Source organism: Brotaphodocola sp. (assembly GCF_983179755.1).
Genome location: NZ_CFAHBC010000006.1, coordinates 23380 through 45130, shown reverse-complemented (window position 1 = coordinate 45130; position 21751 = coordinate 23380). Strand labels below are relative to the sequence as shown.

18 protein-coding genes and 1 tRNA gene are annotated in these 21751 nt (G+C 46.6%); 4 read left to right on the top strand and 15 right to left on the bottom strand.

All coding sequences use genetic code 11. The features are described 5' to 3' along the window. Window positions 1–169 precede the first annotated feature (169 nt). The gene (locus AC4EVX_RS04150; protein WP_490159636.1) at window positions 170–2260 is read right to left on the bottom strand and encodes a PIN domain-containing protein; all 2091 of its coding nucleotides are present in this window, start codon (window positions 2258–2260) and stop codon (window positions 170–172) included. Between the two features lie 154 nt (window positions 2261–2414). Further along, a complete protein-coding gene (locus AC4EVX_RS04145; protein WP_177977632.1) occupies window positions 2415–2819 on the bottom strand; it encodes an MmcQ/YjbR family DNA-binding protein in 405 nt (134 codons plus the stop codon). Between the two features lie 466 nt (window positions 2820–3285). Here AC4EVX_RS04145 and AC4EVX_RS04140 point away from each other — a divergent pair, with 466 nt between their 5' ends. Beyond that, a complete protein-coding gene (locus AC4EVX_RS04140; protein WP_177977631.1) occupies window positions 3286–4044 on the top strand; it encodes an AzlC family ABC transporter permease in 759 nt (252 codons plus the stop codon). Between the two features lie 65 nt (window positions 4045–4109). Continuing rightward, complete coding sequence (locus tag AC4EVX_RS04135; RefSeq protein ID WP_177977630.1) at window positions 4110–4433, top strand: AzlD domain-containing protein; 324 nt, start codon at window positions 4110–4112, stop codon at window positions 4431–4433. Between the two features lie 85 nt (window positions 4434–4518). Here the strand turns inward: AC4EVX_RS04135 and AC4EVX_RS04130 are convergent, their stop codons facing one another. Further along, window positions 4519–4923 (bottom strand): amino acid-binding protein, encoded by a 405-nt coding sequence (locus AC4EVX_RS04130; RefSeq protein ID WP_177977629.1) that lies wholly within the window; start codon window positions 4921–4923, stop codon window positions 4519–4521. A gap of 120 nt (window positions 4924–5043) precedes the next feature. Further along, window positions 5044–5820, bottom strand: a complete 777-nt coding sequence (gene sigG / locus AC4EVX_RS04125; protein WP_177977628.1) for an RNA polymerase sporulation sigma factor SigG — start codon at window positions 5818–5820, stop codon at window positions 5044–5046. Between the two features lie 213 nt (window positions 5821–6033). Here sigG and AC4EVX_RS04120 point away from each other — a divergent pair, with 213 nt between their 5' ends. Together AC4EVX_RS04120 and AC4EVX_RS04115 are read left to right on the top strand one after the other, a co-directional pair. Then, window positions 6034–6648 (top strand): class I SAM-dependent methyltransferase, encoded by a 615-nt coding sequence (locus AC4EVX_RS04120; RefSeq protein WP_177977627.1) that lies wholly within the window; start codon window positions 6034–6036, stop codon window positions 6646–6648. 206 nt (window positions 6649–6854) lie between these two features. After that, a complete protein-coding gene (locus AC4EVX_RS04115) occupies window positions 6855–7907 on the top strand; it encodes a GH25 family lysozyme (protein ID WP_490159635.1) in 1053 nt (350 codons plus the stop codon). Window positions 7908–7989: 82 nt separating this feature from the next. On the opposite strand, the gene AC4EVX_RS04110 is transcribed toward AC4EVX_RS04115, so the two are convergent. The 11 genes from AC4EVX_RS04110 to AC4EVX_RS04060 all read right to left on the bottom strand — a co-directional run bounded on the left by AC4EVX_RS04110 (window position 7990) and on the right by AC4EVX_RS04060 (window position 21739). After that, on the bottom strand, window positions 7990–9357 hold the full coding sequence (locus AC4EVX_RS04110) for an MATE family efflux transporter (RefSeq protein ID WP_177977625.1): 1368 nt from the start codon (window positions 9355–9357) through the stop codon (window positions 7990–7992). After that, window positions 9344–9898 carry a MarR family transcriptional regulator gene (locus AC4EVX_RS04105; protein WP_177977624.1) on the bottom strand — a complete coding sequence of 185 codons (555 nt, stop codon included), beginning with the start codon at window positions 9896–9898 and terminating at the stop codon, window positions 9344–9346. The genes AC4EVX_RS04110 and AC4EVX_RS04105 overlap by 14 nt, the downstream gene beginning before the upstream one ends. Before the next feature lie 403 nt (window positions 9899–10301). Further along, window positions 10302–10928 (bottom strand): L(+)-tartrate dehydratase subunit beta, encoded by a 627-nt coding sequence (ttdB, locus tag AC4EVX_RS04100; RefSeq protein WP_177977623.1) that lies wholly within the window; start codon window positions 10926–10928, stop codon window positions 10302–10304. After that, window positions 10928–11827 carry a L(+)-tartrate dehydratase subunit alpha gene (gene ttdA, locus AC4EVX_RS04095; RefSeq protein WP_177977622.1) on the bottom strand — a complete coding sequence of 300 codons (900 nt, stop codon included), beginning with the start codon at window positions 11825–11827 and terminating at the stop codon, window positions 10928–10930. Before ttdA ends, ttdB begins: the two co-directional genes overlap by 1 nt. A 260-nt stretch (window positions 11828–12087) precedes the next feature. Next, window positions 12088–13356, bottom strand: coding sequence for an SLC13 family permease (locus AC4EVX_RS04090; RefSeq protein WP_177977621.1), 1269 nt, complete (start codon window positions 13354–13356; stop codon window positions 12088–12090). A 429-nt stretch (window positions 13357–13785) separates the two neighbouring features. Then, entirely contained in the window at window positions 13786–14430 is a 645-nt protein-coding gene (locus AC4EVX_RS04085) for an FCD domain-containing protein (protein ID WP_177977620.1), read from the bottom strand. Beyond that, window positions 14424–15005, bottom strand: a complete 582-nt coding sequence (locus AC4EVX_RS04080) for a GntR family transcriptional regulator (RefSeq protein WP_490159634.1) — start codon at window positions 15003–15005, stop codon at window positions 14424–14426. The genes AC4EVX_RS04085 and AC4EVX_RS04080 overlap by 7 nt, the downstream gene beginning before the upstream one ends. Before the next feature lie 150 nt (window positions 15006–15155). Then, complete coding sequence (gene abc-f / locus AC4EVX_RS04075) at window positions 15156–17138, bottom strand: ribosomal protection-like ABC-F family protein (protein ID WP_490159633.1); 1983 nt, start codon at window positions 17136–17138, stop codon at window positions 15156–15158. 129 nt (window positions 17139–17267) lie between these two features. After that, window positions 17268–17341, bottom strand: a tRNA-Arg gene (locus tag AC4EVX_RS04070). 267 nt (window positions 17342–17608) lie between these two features. Further along, complete coding sequence (locus AC4EVX_RS04065) at window positions 17609–19333, bottom strand: DUF5722 domain-containing protein (RefSeq protein WP_490159632.1); 1725 nt, start codon at window positions 19331–19333, stop codon at window positions 17609–17611. A 78-nt stretch (window positions 19334–19411) separates the two neighbouring features. Beyond that, complete coding sequence (locus AC4EVX_RS04060; RefSeq protein ID WP_490159631.1) at window positions 19412–21739, bottom strand: ATP-binding protein; 2328 nt, start codon at window positions 21737–21739, stop codon at window positions 19412–19414. Between the last annotated feature and the right edge of the window lie 12 nt (window positions 21740–21751).

Genomic DNA, 21751 nt, shown 5'->3' with positions numbered 1-21751 from the left:
TTCCTCATTTCCAGTTTTCTGGTTTTCACTTCTTGATTTTACTTTTTGATTTTGCTTTTTAATTTTACTTTACTGTTGTTTTTTCTCTTTCGATTCTTGATCTCTGATTTTTGGTTTTTCGGTTTTTCGTTTTCTCGTCCCTTGCTTCCTGACGACTCTTCTCTGTCCCTTACAGATTGCGAATAATTTTCACATGGTTGCGAAGCACCGCATAGTAACCGCTTCCGATTTCCTGACCAAATTTTTTCACCAGAGCCGTGTGAATTCCACTGAGATTCTTGCGCGGAAGTCCGCTTAAAATCTTCCAGATCATCTCTGTCGCCTCTTCCTGAATCTCAATCTGATTTCTTTTTAAAATCAGGTCAAGATACTCTCTCTCCCTCTGCTTTCTGCGGTTGCTGTATCCGGCAGAAAGTTCTTCCTTACACTCCGGATTCTCCTTGAGATAGCGATAGAGACTGTTTCCCACTGCCTGACCGAACTGATACTCGAGCATATTGTGAACCATCGACATGTTGGAAAGTTTCACCGTCCCACAAATATCCATGAAAAACTTGAGATCCTGGTGCGGATCTGTGCTTCCGCTTGCGCGGAAAATTCTGAGAACTGAGCGCTGACACGGCGTGTATGATGCCAGTCTCTGCGCCTCTGTCTCTTCTGATGCTTCCGACTCTCCCTGCTTTTCTGCAAGCTCTGATTTTTTTGCATTCTCTAAATTCTCTGCATTCTTCCTGTTCTCGGATTCTTTTTCCTGAACATCCTTCTGCACAGAATTCTGTGCCAGGTTCTCTGCATCAGCACTGCATAATTTTTGCGCCTCATTCTGACCATCATTTCGATCTTCATTTGGCTCTTCCTCGGAATCTTCATCCTGATCCTCGTCCGGATCATAGTTCAAATCTCTCTCATCCTCAAGTTCCGGATACTCGATCACGGATTCCTCTGTTTTATTTTCCGTTTTCTTTAGAGTTTCCTCAGAATCCGGTTTTGTCACAGCACATTCCGGTGCAGGTTCTGATTTTGTCTCTGCGAGTTTCTCGGTATGTCTCTCTGCACTTTTTCCGGCATTCTTTTCTGTCTTTTTCTCAGCCTTCTCAGCCTTCTGAGTGTTCTCTTCTACACTCTTTTCTGCGCTCTTCTCCACTTTTTTCTCGGTCTTTTTCCCAGCGCTTTTCTCGGAATTTTTCTCCGTATTTTTTTCAGAATTCTTCTCGGAATTCTTTTCTGCGATCTGCTCTGCGATCATCTCCGATGCTGTCTCTAAAACCACTCCCAGAGCCGTCTTTGCGGTATCTGTCAGCGATTCCACCTGCGCCTTGCGCTCAGGCGTTGCCACCTTGTCAAAAAGCGTTTTTGCAAGCACGGCTGAGGACTTTCCCCGTCTTCTCTTTCTCCGGTTCGGTTTCTCCGATTCTGCGCCATCGCAGGCATCCGACTCAGATTCCAGATTTTCCGATTTTTCTTCGTTTCCGATCTCAACGGAAGCAGAAACTGACTTCTTCGCCTCGTCCACAATCTCCTTCACAAAATTTGCCACCGCGCTCTTCTGAACATTTTTCTGAGCATTTTTCTGGAGACTTTTCTGAGTATCTTCCTGGGTGTTCATCTGAGCAGGCTGCACCTGCACGCTCTGCTTTTCTTCGAAGCCTGAGCTTGCCGTCTCTGCAATCGCTTCGCTCTCAGAAATTTGATCCTTCGAAAATCCATTCTCAGAAACCGCGTTTTCAAAATCGCCCTGCTCAGAAACGATTTTTTCCGAAACCGCCTTTTCCGAATTTTCTGAAGATACTACTTCTGAATTTACTGCTTCTGGAGTCACTTCCCCAAACGTTTTCTTCTTCAAGAAAATCGAAATACCGGGTTCCTCCTGGCGCTGTTTCTTCATCCTGCTCGCAAGTTTTGTGCACTCCATTCCTTTCATCCGGCTGACACTGCATCCTCTCTGTTGCCAGTAGCGAACAACCGAATCATATCCGGTATCGTTTGAGACAATCACATACTCGCATTCCTGATCCTGACAAATCTGATGACCGAGCTCGGTAACCAGCTGAAAATCGAGAGCATTCTGACCGCCAAAACAGCGAATCCATTTTACCGTTCCTTTTTCAAGCTCCATCAGGCGAACAATTCGGTCGTATCCCATGTGTGCGCTTTTATCTGTGAAAAAAACCATGATGCAGTCCCCGATTTCAAGGGCATCAAGGATTTCCACCCATACATCATTGATATTTTCACTGTCAATCAAATACGTTCTTTTCATAAAAATCCTATTTATCCTTTCCATTCCGTCCGGTCATTTTGCACGGAAATCCTGTTCGGAAATTATGTCCGGAACCTTCAGCGCTGATTCCATTATACACTTCTTTGCAAAATTTAAAAGCGGGTTTTTGAGCTTTCATTTGCTTTGCCCTTCTTTACTCCACCTTCTTTTTCTTTGCATTTGTTTTCTTCGTCTTCTTTTTTTCGATTGTCAGCTCATAGCTCAAATCCAGAAGATTTTCTATCTGCTGATTAAAAATCTCCTCCGATTCCTCGCTCAGAAGAATGCTGATCCAGTTTTCTTTGTTCATGTGATAAGCCGGGAAAAATCCCTCCTGCGTGATCAACGAACCAATCAAAATCGGATCACACTTGATATTCAAAAGATCTAGCACATCCTGATCTGCCAGACCAATTTTTTCCCCTTCCACGCTCAAGACTACTCCAAACCATTTTTTTGTATCACGATGGCGAAGCACTGCATTTGTATCCCGCCACGGATAGTCCGGCTCCACCTGATAATTTTTTTTCACGAGTGCAAAAAGTTCTGTTCGATTCATCATTTTCCTCCATGCAAAACACCTGCTTCGCATCTTCCTCATTCTGTCTTATTTGATTGTTTTCTGAAAACACGATATCTTCCTGTCCTTTTTTAATTCAAAAACTTTCTGTTATCCATCCCACACCTAAAGGCGTGGGCTTTTCGCGCATTCATTTTCTGTTCTGTTTTCTTAGATTTTTCTGGTTTTCTCTACCTTTTCTACATTTCCTACATTTTTTGGCTTTTTCTACTTTGTATACTACTTCTTTATTTTCACGTTTCATCTTAAACCATCTCATTCCAAATGTACAGAGGACACAAGATTGTAACCGTATTACAGATAACTCGCCTTCCTTTTCTGGTTCTCAGTCTTCTCTGCCCTTATCCTTTTTTCTGTTTACAAATAAATTTCACAGGTAGTATAATAAACCCTTGAAAAATAAAAAAACTGAGGATCACAAAATTTTATACAAAGGAGCTATCTTATGAAACGACTGGCGTTCAAGACCGCATTCCCACACACGATTCCAATCTTTACCGGGTTCTGTTTTCTCGGTATGGCATATGGCATCTATATGAACGCTTCCGGCTTTTCTTTCTTTTATCCACTGATGATGAGCATGCTGATCTACGGAGGTTCCCTCGAATTTGTCGCTGTTGAGATGCTATTAAGCCCTTTCGCACCAGTTCAGGTATTTATCATGGCATTTCTGATTCAGGCGCGTCATCTCTTTTACGGTCTCTCGATGCTAGAAAAATTCAAGGGACTCGGATGGAAAAAATTTTATCTGATTTTTGGAATGTGCGATGAGACTTTCTCAATCAACTGTTCCGCAGAGATTCCCGAAGGTGTTGATCGTGGATGGTTTTTCTTTTTCGTCACCCTCCTAGATCAGATTTACTGGGTTTTCGGAGCCACTCTCGGCGGACTGATCGGCTCTCTGCTGACCTTTGACACTACCGGAATCAACTTCGTCATGACCTCGATGTTCGTTGTGATCTTTTTGGAGCAGTGGCTCAAAGAAAAAAATCATGTTTCCGCAATCATCGGTCTTTCCGTCTCTGCACTCTGCCTTTTCGGCTTCGGAGCGAACACCTTCATGATTCCGACGATGATCACGATCATCATTCTGCTCGCTGTGTTCCGCAAACCGATTGAGCACATGGAAGAGGAAATCACGAACAAAGAAACAACTCTGAAAGAAAGCACAATAAAAGAAATTGCAGCAGGCAAAACAAGGTAAAAGAATTTACGGCGAAAATTTCAGCCTAACAGGATTAAGTATCAAGTAGACAGGAGGCTCATCTCATGACCATTCCACAACAAATTATCACAATCAGCTTATGCATCCTTGCGACAATGACAACCCGCTTTCTTCCATTTTTTATCTTCTCGGAGAAACGGGAGACACCCGCATTTATCCAGTACATTGGAAAATATCTTCCTTCCGCAGTCTTTGGTATGCTTGTTGTATACTGCCTGAAAAACGTTGACCTTCTTCATGGCACACACGGCGCACCGGAGTTTCTCGCCATCATTGCGACGACAATCATTCATCTCTGGAAACGCCAGATGCTTCTCTCGATCGCCGGAGGTACGATTTTCTATATGATTTTGATACATTTTATTTGATAATTTCAAAAAAACTCTCATAAGTCTGTATTTGCAATATTTCAACGTCACAGATCCATGAGAGTTTTTTTGTAAAATTTTTTAACTAGATCAGATTATATCCCTTAGACTTCAGGCATTCCTGAACTTCCCAGATGCCGTCCGTATTGAAGACCATAACCGGTTTGCCGGAATCTCTGTTAAACGAGAGATACATGTAATTGATGCTGATGTTGCTTTCGGAGAGCGCAAGCAGGAGACGATTCAAATTTCCAACCTCATCTGCCACCTCAACGCCGAGTACATTGCTCAGACGACACATATAACCTGCCTCTGTGAGCTTCTCCTGTGCCATTTCCGGATCGGAGACAACCATGCGGATGATTCCAAACTCCGCACTGTCGTTCGTGACAGACCCCCAGATATTAATTTCAGCCTCCGCCAAAATACTGGTGATTTTCTGCAAGGTTCCCTTTGAATTCTCGCCAAAAACAGACACCTGTTTTAACATATTTCTTTCCTGCCTTTCTCAGTTCTTTTGTATTTTTCATTTTACTCTAGCACTTTAATGTATAAAATTCTCTGTTTTCATTTAGTATATCGCAGAGCAAGTGATTTGTAAATGATTTCCTCAACTCAAATAATTTTTCATCGTCCTGAGCGCACTCTTTTCCAGTCTCGACACCTGTGCCTGACTGATATGGATTTCCTCCGCGACCTCGGTCTGGGTTTTTCCCTCAAAAAAACGCATATCGATGATGTGACGTTCCCGTCCCGGCAGATGTTTCATCGCCTCCCGAAGCGAAAGATCCTCGACCCAGTTTTCTTCTAAATGTTTCTTGTCACTGATCTGATCCATCACATAGAGAGGATCTCCTCCATCCGTATAGATCGGCTCATAAAGACTGACCGGGCTTTGAATCGCATCAAGCGCATAGGTGACTTCCTCCTTGCTCATCCCGAGCTCCTCTGCAATCTCCGAGATCGAAGGCTCTCTTGAGAGACGGCGCGTCAGTGCCTCCCTGGCATAGATCGCCTTATATGCAATATCCCGCAGGGAACGGCTGACGCGGATCGAATTGTTATCCCTTAAATAACGGCGCACCTCCCCGAGAATCATCGGTACCGCATACGTCGAAAATCTCACATTCTGGGAGAGATCAAAATTATCAATCGCCTTGATTAACCCAATACAGCCGATCTGAAACAGATCATCAATATTTTCCTGACTGCCGGCAAAGCGCTGAATAACACTTAATACCAGACGCAGATTTCCCTTGATATACTGCTCTCTGGCACTCTTATCCCCCTTTGCGATCCGCATAAAAAGAGCATCCTTCTCCTCATTTGTGAGCAACGGGAGCTTTGATGTATTCACGCCACAAATTTCCACCTTATAGACAGGCATATCCTTTACCTCCGCAGATTTGATAGGGAGTGTGAATCCCAAGTCCAAACAGCAACTCTGAATGTAAGGATGGACATTTTCCGGTGAATTTATACGGTCTTGCGCACAAGAAGACCAGAAAAGAAGCTGAAGAAAATTTGAAAATCTGGAAGATTTCGCTTATGATAAAATAGTTAAAAGACAAAAATTTACAAACTATGAGGATTTTATTTTATGGCTCAGACACAAGATCAGGAAAACAAATGGGACAAACTTCTGAAAATCCATACCACCGGGCGGGATGACTCAAACGCAGATCAGTACTGCTACCCCTATGAACCGACTCCCTACACGGTTCTTGAACGGCTCGCAAACAGTGGGGAGATCCGTAAGAATCACGTTCTTCTCGACTACGGATGTGGAAAAGGGCGGGTTGACTTCTTTCTCGCCTACCAAACCAGATGTCGGGCGATTGGGATCGAGTATGATAAACGGATCAATGCAGAGGCATGCAAAAATAAAGAAAGTGCAGTCTCCGGCGCCCGGACAGAATTTGTGCTTGCAAACGCTGAGCAGTATCTGGTCGCTCCCGAAATCAACCGAATTTTCTTTTTTAATCCGTTTTCCACTGAAATTTTAAAGAGTGTTCTCGCGAGAGTCCTCGACTCCTACTACAAAAATCCGCGAAACATCAAGCTCTTTTTTTACTACCCGCAGGACGAGTATCTCGCCTATCTGATGACGGTAAACGAACTGGAATTTTATGATGAGATTGACTGTCAGGATCTGTTTGAGGGACATAATCCGAGAGAGCGAATCGTGATTTTCGAGACTTCCGAGATGTTTTGAGATGGAATTAAAATCACGCGCCAAATCTCCGCGAGCGTCGACTTAAATCGGATTGTAATTCAAATTTTTTGAATGAAAAATTTTGCAGGATATGCGATTTGTAAAAAAGAATTTCATAAAATTGTAATAGATGTAATGGAATTGTAAATGCAGTTACATCAAAAAAGGTGTATACTGTTACCATCTTACGAAAGGTGGTAACTCACATGTACATAAAAAAATTTGCAGTCGCCTGCCTCAGTCTCTGTCTGTGTGCACAGCCTGTTTTCTCCTCTTACGCTGGAACTATCGTCGCAGGAAGCGGTGCTTCCATCGCCTCCCCTTCAAACGTCAGCCCTGCTACCGGCTCTTCTTCTGCCTCATCCTTCATCGCAGACCAGGCATGGCACAAGATCAACGGGCAGTATGTCGACGCATCGGGCAACCCGATTGACGGCGTTCTGATGCGCGGAATCAGCGTCTCCAAATGGCAGGGAAACATCGACTGGGCAAAGGTTGCAAGCGATGACATCTCGTTCGCTTTCGTCCGCATGGTCTCCTACGGCTACGAGGGGCAGATCACGATGGACGAGACCTTCGACCAGAATATGCGTCAGGCGAGTGCTCATGGCATCAAGACTGCTCCCTACATCTACCTCCAGACCAAGACCGTCGAGGAGGCAAGAAAAGCCGGTCAGTTCGCTGTCGATACCGCAAGAAACTACAACGTAAACTTCCCGATCGCCGTCGACATCGAATCCCCCTACATCCTCACACTGTCGGTTCAGGAGCTGACCGATGTCATCAATGCGTTCTGTCAGGTGATCGCAGACAACGGCTACACCCCGATTGTATACAGCGACTTCAACAAGCTGAGCACTGAGATGGATACCTCTCAGATTCCTTATGACATCTGGCTTGCACGTTACGGTTCCACGAACAATCAGTTTGCAAACCGCACGATCTGGCAACCGACTGAGACTGCATCCGTAAACGGAATTTCCGGAAATGTCTGCGTCGAGCTCGCATTTAAAAACTACATCGGTCAGGTTGGAACCGGAAATGGTTCTTCCACCTCCACAGTCGGACCGGCAGGCAGTCAAAATCACTCCGTCTCTGCAACTCCTACGGTCGGCGCTTCTTCCCAGACCGGTGGTCCGGGTGTTCAGGCAGGAAATGGAAGTCTGACCTCCCCGACACCTGAGAATGTCTCCCAGAGCGCACCGACAACGGACACGAGTTCTACAACCTCATCGACAGTAGTCACCGCCGGTAATTAATCTTGCACAATCATCCAATCACCACTGCCCACTTTTATCCGTTCCTGTTCCCTTCTTATACCGAAGAATAGGAACGGATTTTTTATTCACCCTCCATCTCCCTCACAGCTTTTTTAAACTGGAATGCAAACAGCGTGCTTGCAAAGATCACAGAAAGCGTATCTGCAACCGGCTCCGCCAGATAAACTGCCATCAGCGGATTCTTTGCAAACAGATGCGGAAGCAAATAAATCAGCGGAATCAGCAGAATAAATTTTCGCATGACTGCCACCATGATTGAGGCTTTCGCATTTCCGAGTGCGCTGAATGTGAGCTGACAGGCAACCTGAATTCCGAACACAAACATCACCGCCATATAGATGCGCAATGCTGATTTTCCAAATGTCAGTAACTGCGCATCTGAGGTGAACATCGATACAAACGTCCCCGGAAACAGCTGAACGCAGAGCCACAGAATGATCGAGTAACAGAGATTGACTTTGACGAGAAGTCCGAATGTCTCCTTCACACGCTTTGCATTGTGTGCGCCGTAGTTATAACTGATGATTGGCTGTGCACCCTGTCCAAGTCCCTGAAGCGGAAGCATCGCAAACTGCATCACACTTGTGAGAATCGTCATCGCTCCGACAGCGAGATCTCCGCCATAGCGAAGCAGGGAGGAGTTAAAGCAGACCGAAATGATACTCTCACTCGACTGCATGATAAAAGCCGCAAGTCCAAGCGTCAGTGTCGGCACTACAACATTTTTCTTAAGTCTCATATTTCTTCTCTTAATTCTCAGATACGTCTTCTTTCCAAGAAGAAACGACATCACCCAGGTGCATGACATTGCCTGAGAAATCACGGTCGCAAGACCGGCTCCGCGCACTCCCATCCCAAATTTAAAAATAAAAATCGGATCGAGCACAATATTTGCAACTGCGCCGATCAGCACAGACAGCATGCCAATCTTGGCAAATCCCTGCGCCGTGATAAACGTATTCATGCCGAGCGTCAACTGTACGAAGATCGTTCCGATCGCATAGATATTCAAATACTCGCAGGCATATTCGATCGTGTTCTCACTTGCGCCGAATGCCAGCAAAATCCGCCGTCCAAACGTCAACAGAACTGTTGTCAGGATCACCGAAATGATCAACTGAAGCGTCACACAGTTTCCAAGTATCTGTTCCGCCTGATCCTCTTCATTCTTTCCCATCGCAATCGTCGCTCTTGGCGCACCACCCGAGCCGACCATCGATGCAAATGCCGACACAATCAGAATAATCGGCATGCACACGCCGACTCCGGTCAGTGCGAGTGCCCCGCTCCCCGGAATATGTCCGATATAAATTCGATCCACGACATTGTAGAGCATATTGATGATCTGCGCCATCACCGTCGGAATTGCCAACTGAAAGAGGAGTCTCCCGACCGGCTCTTTTCCAAGAAAACTTTTATCGTTCTGCATTTTCTTCCTCCCCATATTCCTCACGTTTTCCATATCTTCCACAAGTTCCACACTCACTACTCGTTCCGCTCTCTCCACAGCCTCCGTCCCTCTGTGGATTCGCTTCAAGCCCCACCAGAATATTCTCCTCGATTCTCCGATTCATCTCCTGATAGAGATTCTTTTCTTCTTCATCGAAGCCTGCAAAAATCTGCGCGAGCATCTTCTCCTGCTGTGCCTCAACCGCCGTGACGAGCGGAGTTGCCTTCTCAGTCAGCGACAGATGAATCCGTCTCCGATCTTTTGGATCTTCCGTCCGCTTGAGAAATCCTTTCTGAATCAAGGCTTCCACTCCCTGAGAGACATTTCCTCGCTGAAGCATCCTCATACGCACAATCTCACTCGCCGTATCGCGCTGTGGATTGTTGTAGAGAAAATTGACAATCACAATCTCCACCTTTGACAGCCCATACTGCCTGCGAACCGGTTCCTGATAGAGTTCCTGAAGTTTGAATGTCCCGCGCATCACCGTACAATAATTTCCATGATTTTTTATATCCATCCTGCGCTCCCTATCCCTTCCTCTGTATTTCGATCTCTCTACTATTTCTGTTTGTTGCTTTTTATTACTTTATCAAATAGAATAGTTCTTTTTAGAACTATTCTATTTAGAACCGATTATACGCGTTTCATTCTCATTTGTCAATCTCCCCCAGCGATTGACATAGAGTCAATAAAAAAAGGACCTCCGGTGTGTCTCCCTCCAGTTTTGGCAGAAATTGGAAGAAGGCAGAAGTGCCGGAAATCCTTTTTATTCCAGAATCGAAGATTTCATCACATTCCGATTCGATTCTGTATGTATGCAGTTGATTTTTTTACATTATCAGGCAGTATATCATTTCTTGGTTTTGTGTTTGGTTGTGTTGATCTCATGTTGATCTGAATTAAATAAGTCTCATTTAATCTTATTTGATGAATCCAACGTGCTTGCAGATCTCTTCTACGGCTTTATCCTTGCGCTCGTTGAAGATCACCTTGTTCTCCTCGAACATGTTGCGACCATCTGCATCGATGGAGACAATCAGCGGACCGAACTCCTTAACTCGGCAGTTCCACAGCGTCTCCGGCATACCCAGATCACGCCACTCGGCACGAACAATCTCCTCAACCTCAGTAGCAGCTACTACTGCGTTTCCGGCCGGAAATACACAATGGATCGCCTTGAAGTTCTTGCAGGCATACTCGGTGTTCGGGCCCATACCGCCCTTACCGATGATAACCTTTACTCCGGTCTGCTCTACGAACTCTTTCTCGAACTTCTCCATACGCATGGAAGTGGTCGGACCTACGGAAACCATCTCAAACTTGTCATTCTCCAGCGGACGGATGATCGGGCCAGCGTGGAAAATGGCGTTGTTGCGAACATCTACCGGAAGCGGGCGATGCTCCTCTACAAGACGACGATGTGCTACGTCACGGCAGGTTGTCATGCTACCTGTCAGATATACGATATCTCCAATATGGATATCCTTTAAATCTTCATCACTTACCGGTGTTACCAGAATTTTCTTTCCATCTCTAATCTCGATCATTATAATGTTACCCCCGAATGTGTAGTAATGGTATAGTTCAGATCCTTATCGAAAATAATGTGTCCGCGACGGTGAGACCAGCATCCAACATTTACTGCAACACCGATCGTAGAAGGATGACGTGCGGTATTCTCAATATGTACGCCCATTACGGAGTACTTTCCGCCCATACCCTGCGGTCCAAGACCGATGGAGTTGATGCCGTCCTCGAGAAGTTTCTCCATGTAAGCGGCACGTTCGTTCTCATTGTGGCTTCCTAACGGACGCATCAGAGCTTTCTTGGAAAGCAGTGCAGCGGTCTCAACAGAAGTTGCAACACCTACACCAACCAGAAGTGGCGGGCAGGCATTCAAACCGTAAGAAGTCATAACATCCATAACGAACTGGGTAACGCCCTCGTATCCGGCACCCGGCATCAGAACCATTGCCTTACCCGGAAGGGTACAACCGCCACCTGCCATGTATGCGTAGATCTCGCACTTGTCGCTGTCCGGAACGATGTCCCAGAATACGGTCGGGGTTCCCTTGCCGACGTTCTTACCGGTGTTGTACTCATCGAAAGTCTCAACACTGTTGTGTCTCAGCGGAGCCTCGAAGGTTGCCTTCACAACAGCCTCTTTCAGAAGACCCTCAAGTTCACCGATCAGCGGGAACTGGGTACCGCACTTTACCCAGAACTGAAGAACTCCGGTATCCTGACAGCTCGGGCGGTTCAGCTTAACAGCCAGATCCTGATTCTTCTTCATCGTTGCGTAGATAACCTTGGACAGCGGACTATCCTCTTTCTCTGCCAGCTCATCGAGCTTTGCGATGATGTCATCCGGCAGTTTCTTACCGATATGGTCTACAAAATGCGCCATATACGTGGTAAGCTGTTCAACCTGTTCTTTCTTGCTCATCTCATAACCTCCTGTTTCTTCATGTGAATGTTTTTTTGTTTTTGATTTTTGTTTGGATTTTGTTGTTTGTTTTTAATTTGTTGTCTTTGATATTTAATAATGTATCCATTTCGTGGTTTCATAATATATCGTTTTGCGTTGTTTGTCAAGTGTTTTTTTGTAATTTTTTCACATATTTTTGTACCCAAAATACGTTATATTATGCCTATTTCGCAGTGAATGTCTCTAAACAGGCACATCCCCTGGCTTGTCTTCTCTCTTTACGGGAAGAATGGGAACGCGACCGGAAGAATGATCATGCTGACAATCGTCGCAATCACAATCAACGGAGCTCCGGACTTCACATAGTCCATGAATGTATATCCGCCTGCACCGATTACCATCGTGTTTGCCGGCATTCCGATCGGGGTTGCGTATGCACAGGAACCACCGATAACACAAGCCATCAGAACGGCTCTCGGGTCAGCTCCCATTCCTTGAGCAACAGACAGACAGATCGGAACCATCAGAGCCGTCGTCGCCGTATTGGACATGAAGTTCGTCAACACACAGCACAGCATGAAGACAACGAAGGTCAGCACATACGGAGACGGGTTTTCACCAAGGGCATTGATTACAAGGTCTGCAATCTGCTCTCCTGCTCCTGTCTTGGAAAGTGCAGATGCAAGAGAAAGCGTACCACCAAAGAGGAAAATCGTCTTTAAGTCAATTGACTTGAGCGCATTCTTCTCAGAGATAACACCGGTCAGAATCAGAGCCAAAGCACCGATACATCCGGAAATGCACAGCTTGATACCAATCTTGTCCTCGAGAACCATTGCAGCCAGAGTCAGCACAAGGATCACGAGGGAGAGAATCTTTTTCCACTGCGGAACATTGCTGAAATCCTGAGTCTGGTCAAATGCACCATCGTCCTTCGGCTCGCGGTTCGGAAGCAGACGGTATCCGATCGTTGCATAGAAAAGAATTCCACAGATCAGAATCGGAACTCCGACAATCGCATACTCAAAGAATCCAAAGGACATTCCAAGCTGTTCCTGAAGTGCACTCTGTGCAATCAGGTTACCCGGCGCACCGATCAGGGAAAGGTTTCCACCCATCGCTGCCGCAAATACCAGAGGCATCAGCAGTCTGGAACGGGAATATCCGGACTTTGCTGCAATTCCGATTACAACCGGAATCAAAACCGCTGCGGTACCTGTGTTGGAAAGAACTCCACTCATCACGCCCACGATCACCATGATTGCGATAATCAGCATTCTCTCAGTCTTCGCGAACTTTGTCACGATTCCGCCGATCTCATTTGCCATTCCGGTCTCAAAAAATGCTCCGCCGACAATAAACATTGCGACGAACAAGATGACATTGCTGTCAATAAATCCTGCAAAAGCTGTCTTTACATCCAGTACCTTTGTGACGACAAGTCCAATACAGACGATCATCGAAGTCACACCTAACGGGATCTTCTCTGTCACGAACATCACGATCGCAAACAAAAGAAACAAAATAGTAATGGTTGATGGACTCATAAACTCCTCCTGCTTTTCCCCATGCATACACGCATTTCTCGGGTTTCTTTTTGGTATTTCGGCGCCGATTTCGTGGATACCCCTCAAATACATACTCTCTCCGATCGCCTTCCGAATCAGTACTCCCCTGTCACGCTCTCTTACAACGCTTCCGATGTTTCATTCTTATTTGTCTTCCTGATTGATTGGTTTACTCGTTCGTTTACTTGTTGGTTCGCTGAAGAACTTGCCAACCCGCAGATATTAAACGTTTTTGTGATCTTTAATTTTTTATATTTAATAATGTATCCATTTCGCATGCTCATAATAAAACACAATGCCAAATTTGTCAATAGGTTATTGATGTTTTCAGCATTGTGTTTATTTTTTCGAGTTTATTTTTGTGCATTGTGCACAGGGATTTTGAATTTTTAAGTCTTTGAGTCTTCCTTAACGGTAGCGCGTCAGCACATCCTCCATGCTTCGGATGATATGGCGGTGCATCCGTTTTCTCGCCAGATCACGATCCCGCTTCTCGAGAGCTTCCAGAATCTCCTTGTGCTCTGTCAGAGACTTCGTTGCATACTCCTGCGCTGTCGATTTCACGCCCATTGACAGACCGTTCCAGAGCTCGGAGAGCATATTTTTCAATTTTTCATTGCCTGATGCCTTCCAGATTTCATAATGAAACGACTGGTTATAATTCGAATAATCCCCCGCATTGTCCTGATCGAGCGCTTCCTGCGCCGACTCCACACAGTTGCGGATCGCATCGAGATCCACCCCATTTTCACAGCAAAGTACGCACGCCTCACTCTCGAGCGCCGCGCGGACCTGATAGTGCTCCCGGATCGTCGTCTCATTGACTCCCAGCACGACAGCTCCCTTATTCTGTTTTAAATCAATCAGTCCGTCTCTTGACAGAATCTGAAATGCCTCGCGCACCGGTGTCACCGAGACACCGAGCTCCTGAGCCGTCGTCTCAAGTGCAAGCACTTCTCCCTCAGAAATCTGTTTTGATATAATCGCTTTTCTCAGCGCAGAAGCCACTCGCTCACGCGCCGGAAGAAGCTGAATCGGTTTTAATCCTAACATGTTCCATCCCCTCTCTCTTTTCTCATTCTAATCATCGCAGCTGCAAGCATCTCAAAATATTCTGAGAGTGCCTCTGTCCCCTCTTCCTGCTTTCCGGCTATCCACAGCGCCCTCGCCATCATCAGCTTCCGCTCACTCTCGATACACGTTCCACTGTTCACAACAAAAGCCGTATAGATCTCAATCAGCGTCTCAAGTGCCTTTTTGGAAAAGCTATAACGATGATTCTTCCAGATTTCGCGATGAAATTCCATCTCCCGCTCTGGAAGTTCTTCCGGATTCTGCCATCCCCGAAGCGCCTCCGCCTCTAAAAGAGAGGCATGACGAAACACATGATGGAAAAATTCATCGGTCAGCTGACTCACTTTGACATGATTGTTCGGCAAACGATCAATCAATCCCTGATATTCCAAAAGAATCAACGCCTCGCGCACCGGCATTCGCGATACGCCAAGACTCTGTGCAAGTTCATTCTGCGTCATCTCCGTGCCATTCGGAATGTCCCCGGAAAGAATGGCATCTTTGAGCACCTCCACGATACTTCCCTGTTTTTTCTTTACTCCGACATACTCCACGTTTTCTATCCTCCACCCGCTTTGCCTGTTTCCTGACAAAAATCAATCGCACACATCTCATGCATGATCACTCAAAATAAGCTTCAAATCATACATTATATTGTATCCATTTTTGTCTAAAATGTAAAGTGCCCAGATCTATCTTTTTTCTCAAAATGTTTTTCCATTCCAGTTCTCAAACCACTCTAAGCAGGTCTGATGCCAGACTTCCCATGCCTGATCCCGTTTGGCACGCAAGGTTTCAAAATCTGGGGCTTGGTCTGAAGATTGGTCTGGAACTTGAGCCAGCAAATCTGACTGATCTGATGGATTCGCTTCTGTCTCCATCTTCCTTGAGACTTCCGTCGCACTTATAATTCCGGTTGTGATCTCTCTCCAATACGCCTCCGATTCACAAATCGCCTGCTCTGCGTCTCTCACACGCTCCTCAAGCATCGCATAACGTTCCTCTGCCGGCTCCATTTTTTCGCACACAAGGCGAAGTTTCCAGTCAAGATAGGCCTCCTCCGTCGGAATCTCACGAAGACGATGACGCTCCGCCTTCGGAACGGCGCGCATCCCCTCAATCAGTGCCATATCCTCTGCCCGCACCTGCTCTGCAACCGAGACACCCTCTGCCTCCTTGCGACAGCGCTCAAGATAGTGCTCATACCCGAACGGATGATACATCGCACTTCTGCCGTCAAAGATCAGCATGGCATCTGCGACCTGACGGATAAAATACCGGTCGTGGGAGACAAAGAGAATCGTCCCCGTGTAAGCCTGAAATGCGGTCTCAAGAACTTCTTTTGCCGGAATGTCCATATGATTCGTCGGCTCATCGAGCACAAAGAAATTCGGACGACTCTGCAAAAGTTCTGCGAGAACAAGGCGCGAGCGCTCTCCGCCGGAAAGTTCCGATACCTTGCGTCCCGCATCCTTTCCTCGAAACAGGTAAGCTCCGAGCACACTTCTCGCATCCTTCTCCGTCATCGCCGGGAACAGTTCATGAAAATGCTCCAACACCGTCTTGTCCGAGGCAAATTCTGCAGTATGCTGGTCAAAATATCCGATTGTCACCTGATTGCCCGGACCGCCCTCCCCCGCAATCTGAGGAAGCAACCCTGCAACCGTCTTTAAAAATGTGCTCTTTCCCGCTCCATTTGGACCGATCAGACCGATTTTCTGTCCTCTGCGGATTCTCAGTGACAGTTCGAGAATCGGTTTCTCATATCCGATTTTCATGTGTTCCGCGGTGAACACCCACTTGCTCCCGAGAATCAGAGGACTGATCTCCCTAAAATGGACTCTCATCTCCTCCGGATTCGGCTCACTGACGCGCTCCATGCGCTCAAGCTGTTTCTTTTTCGCACGCGCAAACGAAGCCTTTGTCGGCTTATGACGGAAGCGCTCAATGACTTCATCCAGACGCTTGATCTCCTCCTGCTGACGCTCCCACGCCTTCTTTCGGATCTCAAGCGCATGCTGTTTCTCTGCGCGGTATTGGGTGTAATTGCCCGCATAGCGCACCAGAGACGTGCCAGATGCCTCATAGATGACCTCTGCCGTCCGGTCAAGGAAAAAGCGGTCATGAGAGACCATCACAACCGCATGGGGATATTCTCGCAGATATTCCTCAAGCCACTGAACCGTCGGAATATCGAGATGATTCGTCGGCTCATCGAGAAGAAGAATATCCGGTTTCATCAAAAGAAGATGAATAAACGCGATCTTTGTCTGCTCTCCTCCCGAAAATTCCTCAAGTCTCTTTTGCTTATCTTCCTTGGAAAATCCAAATCCAGTAAACAGGCGATCATACTCCATTTCATAAGCGAATCGCTCCCGGTCAAAACGATCCTTGCACGGGCATGCCTCAAGAAGCTCCTCCTCGACCGTGCGCCCGAGATCCCCGCTTAAATGCTGGTGCAGCATCCCGATCGTGAGCTGTCTCGACTTCAGAATGCCGAGACCCTGCCTGCAATCATCGCGGTCAAGTTCTAATTCGCCCGAGATCAGGCGCAGAAGCGTCGTCTTTCCTGTTCCATTGCGTCCGACAACCGCGATCTTCTCATTCCCCCGAATCTCAAAATTGATATGAGAGAGAATCGTTTTTCCTCCCAGTGACACACTTCCGTCCACGATCTGATATAGCATTGGTGCTCTCCTTCATTCGTCTCAAAAATTATTTTTTATTTTGAAAAAAACGTTAGTCAAATGTTAGTCAAGATTCTTTCCATACAACGAAAAAGGACACCCTCCGAAGAGGATGCCCTTTCTATTCAGCGTGCGCGAGAAGATTCGAACTCCCGACACCTTGGTCCGTAGCCAAGTGCTCTATCCAGCTGAGCTACGCGCACATCCGGCTTATCGCCTGTCACAACTTTCTGAGCTCTTTGCCTTAGCTCTTAGCTCTTGTCCGCTGCAACGATAGTTAGTATACTGCATATTGTTGTTTTTGTCAACACTTTTGCAAAACTTTTTTTATTTTTTTTGAAAGCCCGATTTTCCCTTGATTTTAAAGGAAAAACGGGCTTTCACCAGACACGATTTCCGTGCCGTTTCAAAATTTTCTTTTTGAGTTTTCGAGTTTTCTTTTAAATTTCTTCTTTAATTTTTTGCATTTCTTACTTTTCCAGGCTCCTCCAGCGGAACTTCGGAATCACATCGCTCCACTTGTTGATGCCGATCAGAGCCTTGTACTGCTCTGTCGTCTCGAGCGTCGCATTCCTGTTATCGATGTTCTTATATACAATCCATGACGGTTTCTGCTTTGTCGCCACAATGTCGTTCTGCTTGCTCTCATCACAGTGCCACAGGCCAAATGCCTGGGACTCAGAGAGTTCTGTCGGTGCATCGACCTGACGGCTCATAATGAACGCATCAATATAAGGATTGCTGTCTGCAATGTAATAAGCGTAAGCGATTGCCGCTGCCTGAAGATCCTCCGTCGTTCCTCTCGTCGCACTCTTTGAGGTAAAGCCCTGCTCGGAGAGAATGACGTGGCGCACAGCACCGGAAGCATTGCGGAACTGTGCCTGCTGAAGATAATCTGTCAGCACACTCAAATTCAGCATATTGACAACCGGGGAGGACGCATCATTCTTGATCAGTCCGGTCTCTGCATCATTCCAGAACTCCGGCTCCGTCAGCGGAATCGAGTACGGATGGTAAGCAAGTCCCCAATCCATCGAACCGCCCGGAATCATCTTGTTGTTGAACGTATCAATGACATCCTTCGCGTTGTACTTGAGACTTCCGTCTGCATCGTAATTCCAGTTATAGTCAGTCGAGAAGAATACTCTGCTGTTCGCACTCGTGCTCTTGATTGCGGTGTAGAACACACGGAACGCTCTCTGGTACTCCTCGACATACTGATCAAGGCTCATCGGTCCCATGTAGTTCCAGAGCTGGTTGTTGATCTCATTTCCGATTACCCAATTGGAAACTCTTCCATATGGGGACTTCAGGCTTCCATAACGGTCTGCAAGGAAGGACGCGATTGCGCGAACCGTCTCATAACCCTCCTGAGTCGCCACATTGAAGCCATAGTAGTTTGCTCTTGAAGCAGGCTGTTTTGTCACACCCGGATAATAGAGCTGAGGTGTCGAATCGCTCCATCCGTTCAGGATGACTGCGGTCACCGTCATATTCTTCTCCGACATCCGGCGGATCGTGTCATCATAGACAGCAAGCACGTCCTTGCTGAAATGATAGGTCTTTCCGTCATACTGATAGTCGATTCCGCTTCCTAAAATGTGATTGAACGGAATGTTGACAATCACATGGTTGACACCCAGAGAAAACGCATCTGAGAGCATTGCCGGGGTCGTCTGAATCAGCAGACCCTTCTTTGTCTGCGCACTCTTGTAGGCATCGGTGTACTTTGCCACAGACTCCGGATTCGTGATATACGCCTCGTTGCTGACAATCGTGTACTCACTTCCGTCATAGACGGCAACGACATAGCTTGAGCAGAGCGCATCCTGCTCCGTTCCAAGATTCAGCGGAGTCTGAAAATTCAGCGCATCTCCCTTTGTGATCCATGCGCAGTAGTCTGTTCTGCCTTTCAGATCCCTCTGATAAGGTTTCATCTCAAACAGATAGAGATAATTGTCATAATACGCAGAATCTGACCACGTTCCCTCCATCTGTCCCTTGATCGACACCTGTTTTCCATTCTCCACCGTGCAACTGGTTATATGCGCAAACTCCGTCGGAGCCGGCTTTCCTTCCTCTGCCCGTGCCTGAATGATTCCCGTAATTCCGGTAAATGCGGTGAGCACCACCAGACAGCACAGAGATAACCAGTACTTCCAATTTAAGTTTAAGTACTTCTTTTTTGTGTTCAACTTCTTCTGCCTCCAATCTCTGCCTTTTTCACATCCTCTATCATAGCATGATATGTCAAAGGTGCAAGAACGATTCTCTTACATTGGCTTACAATTTTCTTGCAGAATATGTTGAAAATCTTCCTGAAATTCCGTTTTCGTCATAAAACGATCGATCATTCCATTGTTTCGATACCATTCGAAATCAGTCTCTACCTGATCAGAAGTCAGAATCAGGCGGATCTCCGGGTTGACTCTGCGCAGGATCTCACAAAGCTCGATTCCGTTCATCATCGGAATCATATAATCCGCAACCACCATCTCATAGAGCTCCGGATTTTTCTGAACCTTGTCGATGAGAACAGCCGGATGCTCGTACAGATCAATGCTGTAACGGCTTCCTCGCGCCGTTCCCTTCATTTTCCGCAGCCTCTCATCCGACGATACAATCGCAATCCTCGAGACGGATTTAAGGCGCTTGCGTCCGTCCTTATCTTTCTTCTGATCGCTCTGTGGATCTGCCTGATACTCTGGAATATACAGCTCAAAACACGTTCCCTGATCCTGCTCACTCTTCACCTCGATCCTTCCGTCCACTGAGCGGATCATGTTTTGGACAACCGAAAGTCCAAGACCGGTTCCCTGTCTCGACCCCTTCGTTGTGTAGAACGGCTCAAAGATCTGCTGGCGCGCACTCTCGCTGATTCCACATCCCGTATCGGAAACCCGCAGACAGATCATCTTCCCCTCTTTCTGCTTTAAATCTTCCCTCTTTAGCGAGACCGTTAAAATCTTTTTTTCTGAATGTTCCATCGCCTGAAATGCATTTTTGCACAGGTTCATTAAAATATGCTCTGCCATTCCGCGCCGTCCCCAGATAAAAAGGCTCTCCTCAGTGATTTCCGCCCGAAATGTGATCGCGGATGGCGCAAGCTGGCGCACAACCATCAGCGCACTGTTCGTCTCCTCCGTAAAATCCAGTTTTTCAAGCCGAACTCCCATATCCTGTCTCGAAAATGCCAGAAGCTCCCTCGAAAGATTCGATGCCTTGTCGACCGAGCGTGTGATCTCCCGAATCATCTCCAGATTTTCCTCGGAAATGCTCTCGTCATTCTCAAGAAGTTCCGAGTAGATCAGCACCGGTGTCAGATAATTGTTGAATTCATGCGCGATATGGCTTGCCATCATGCCGAGAGACTGAATTCTCTGGTAATGGCGGATTTCATCATTCTTTCGCGCAAGCAGTTCCATCCCCTGATTGATTTCCTTCAAATAAGAAATCTCTTTCTGTTGGGAAACTGCAAGAAAGCGATTTTTGAGGATCATCCGTGTCGCAAAGACGAGCACGAGAACATAAAACATTACAATTCCGACGAGAACCGCCATCATCCGGTTTAACGGACTGTCAAGCTCCTCCATCGGCAGAGTTGAGTTCACAATCCACCGCTCTCCCTGAATGTAAATGACCGTGAACGCGACAATCCTTCGCACAGCCGGCAGGGACGGGTCATCCCAGACATAGCTGTCAAGAATTCCTGTTCCGGAATCTTCTTTTGTCTGGCGCTCAACCCATGAATCCAGGCTCGTTAAATTCAGAGACGGGTAACGCAGACTCCGCCCCTTGACAGCGTCCATTCCGATCTGATCCGTCGCATGATGCATAATGATATCAAGATTCTGGTCTTTCACGACCGAATAGCCATTCTCTCCGATCTTGACCGGCTCGACAATCTTCTGGTAAATGCGATGCAGATCCATCGAAAACAGGAGCACATACTCGCCCTCCTGCGTGACGATCTTCTTCGCAATCTTCATCTCGTACCATCCGTTCTGCTGTGAAAACTGCTTTCCGACAATCTCTGCCTGCGAATTTCCCCTCTGATCGGTCATCTCCCCGCTTGTTTTCCCTGCCTTCTCAATCTGTTCCCGCGCACTCGAGGCTGTACTCAAAATTTCTGCATGATCGGTCAGATACGAATACGTCTCTCCATTCGGAGTATCAAGAAGGATCTGATCGTAAAGCCCCTCGCTCTCACGCAGGAAATATCCCGTCTGTCTGCGAATTTTGCGCTCCGTCTCACTGATCTTTGCCGAGAGAACACTCTGATTCTCAATTTGATTTGAATCGCCCTGACTCGAATCGCTGAACCGACTTTCCAGATCATCGAAATCTTCATAATCTTCATAATAAAGATCAATCTGCTTCAGTTCCGAATTCAGATAGGAACTCAAGTTGTTTCCGATCACACCCGCAATCGTCAGAAGCTGGCTTTCCTCTGTCCGAATCATCGATTCCCGATACCTCCGATAAAACGTCAGACAGGCAACAACCATCGCAAGCGACAGCAGTGCAATCAACAGAATAGAAACGAGTTCCGTGACGTGCTTTTTCACCCATGAGTTCAACCATGCGTTCAGATTCTTCATTCCTCTATCTGT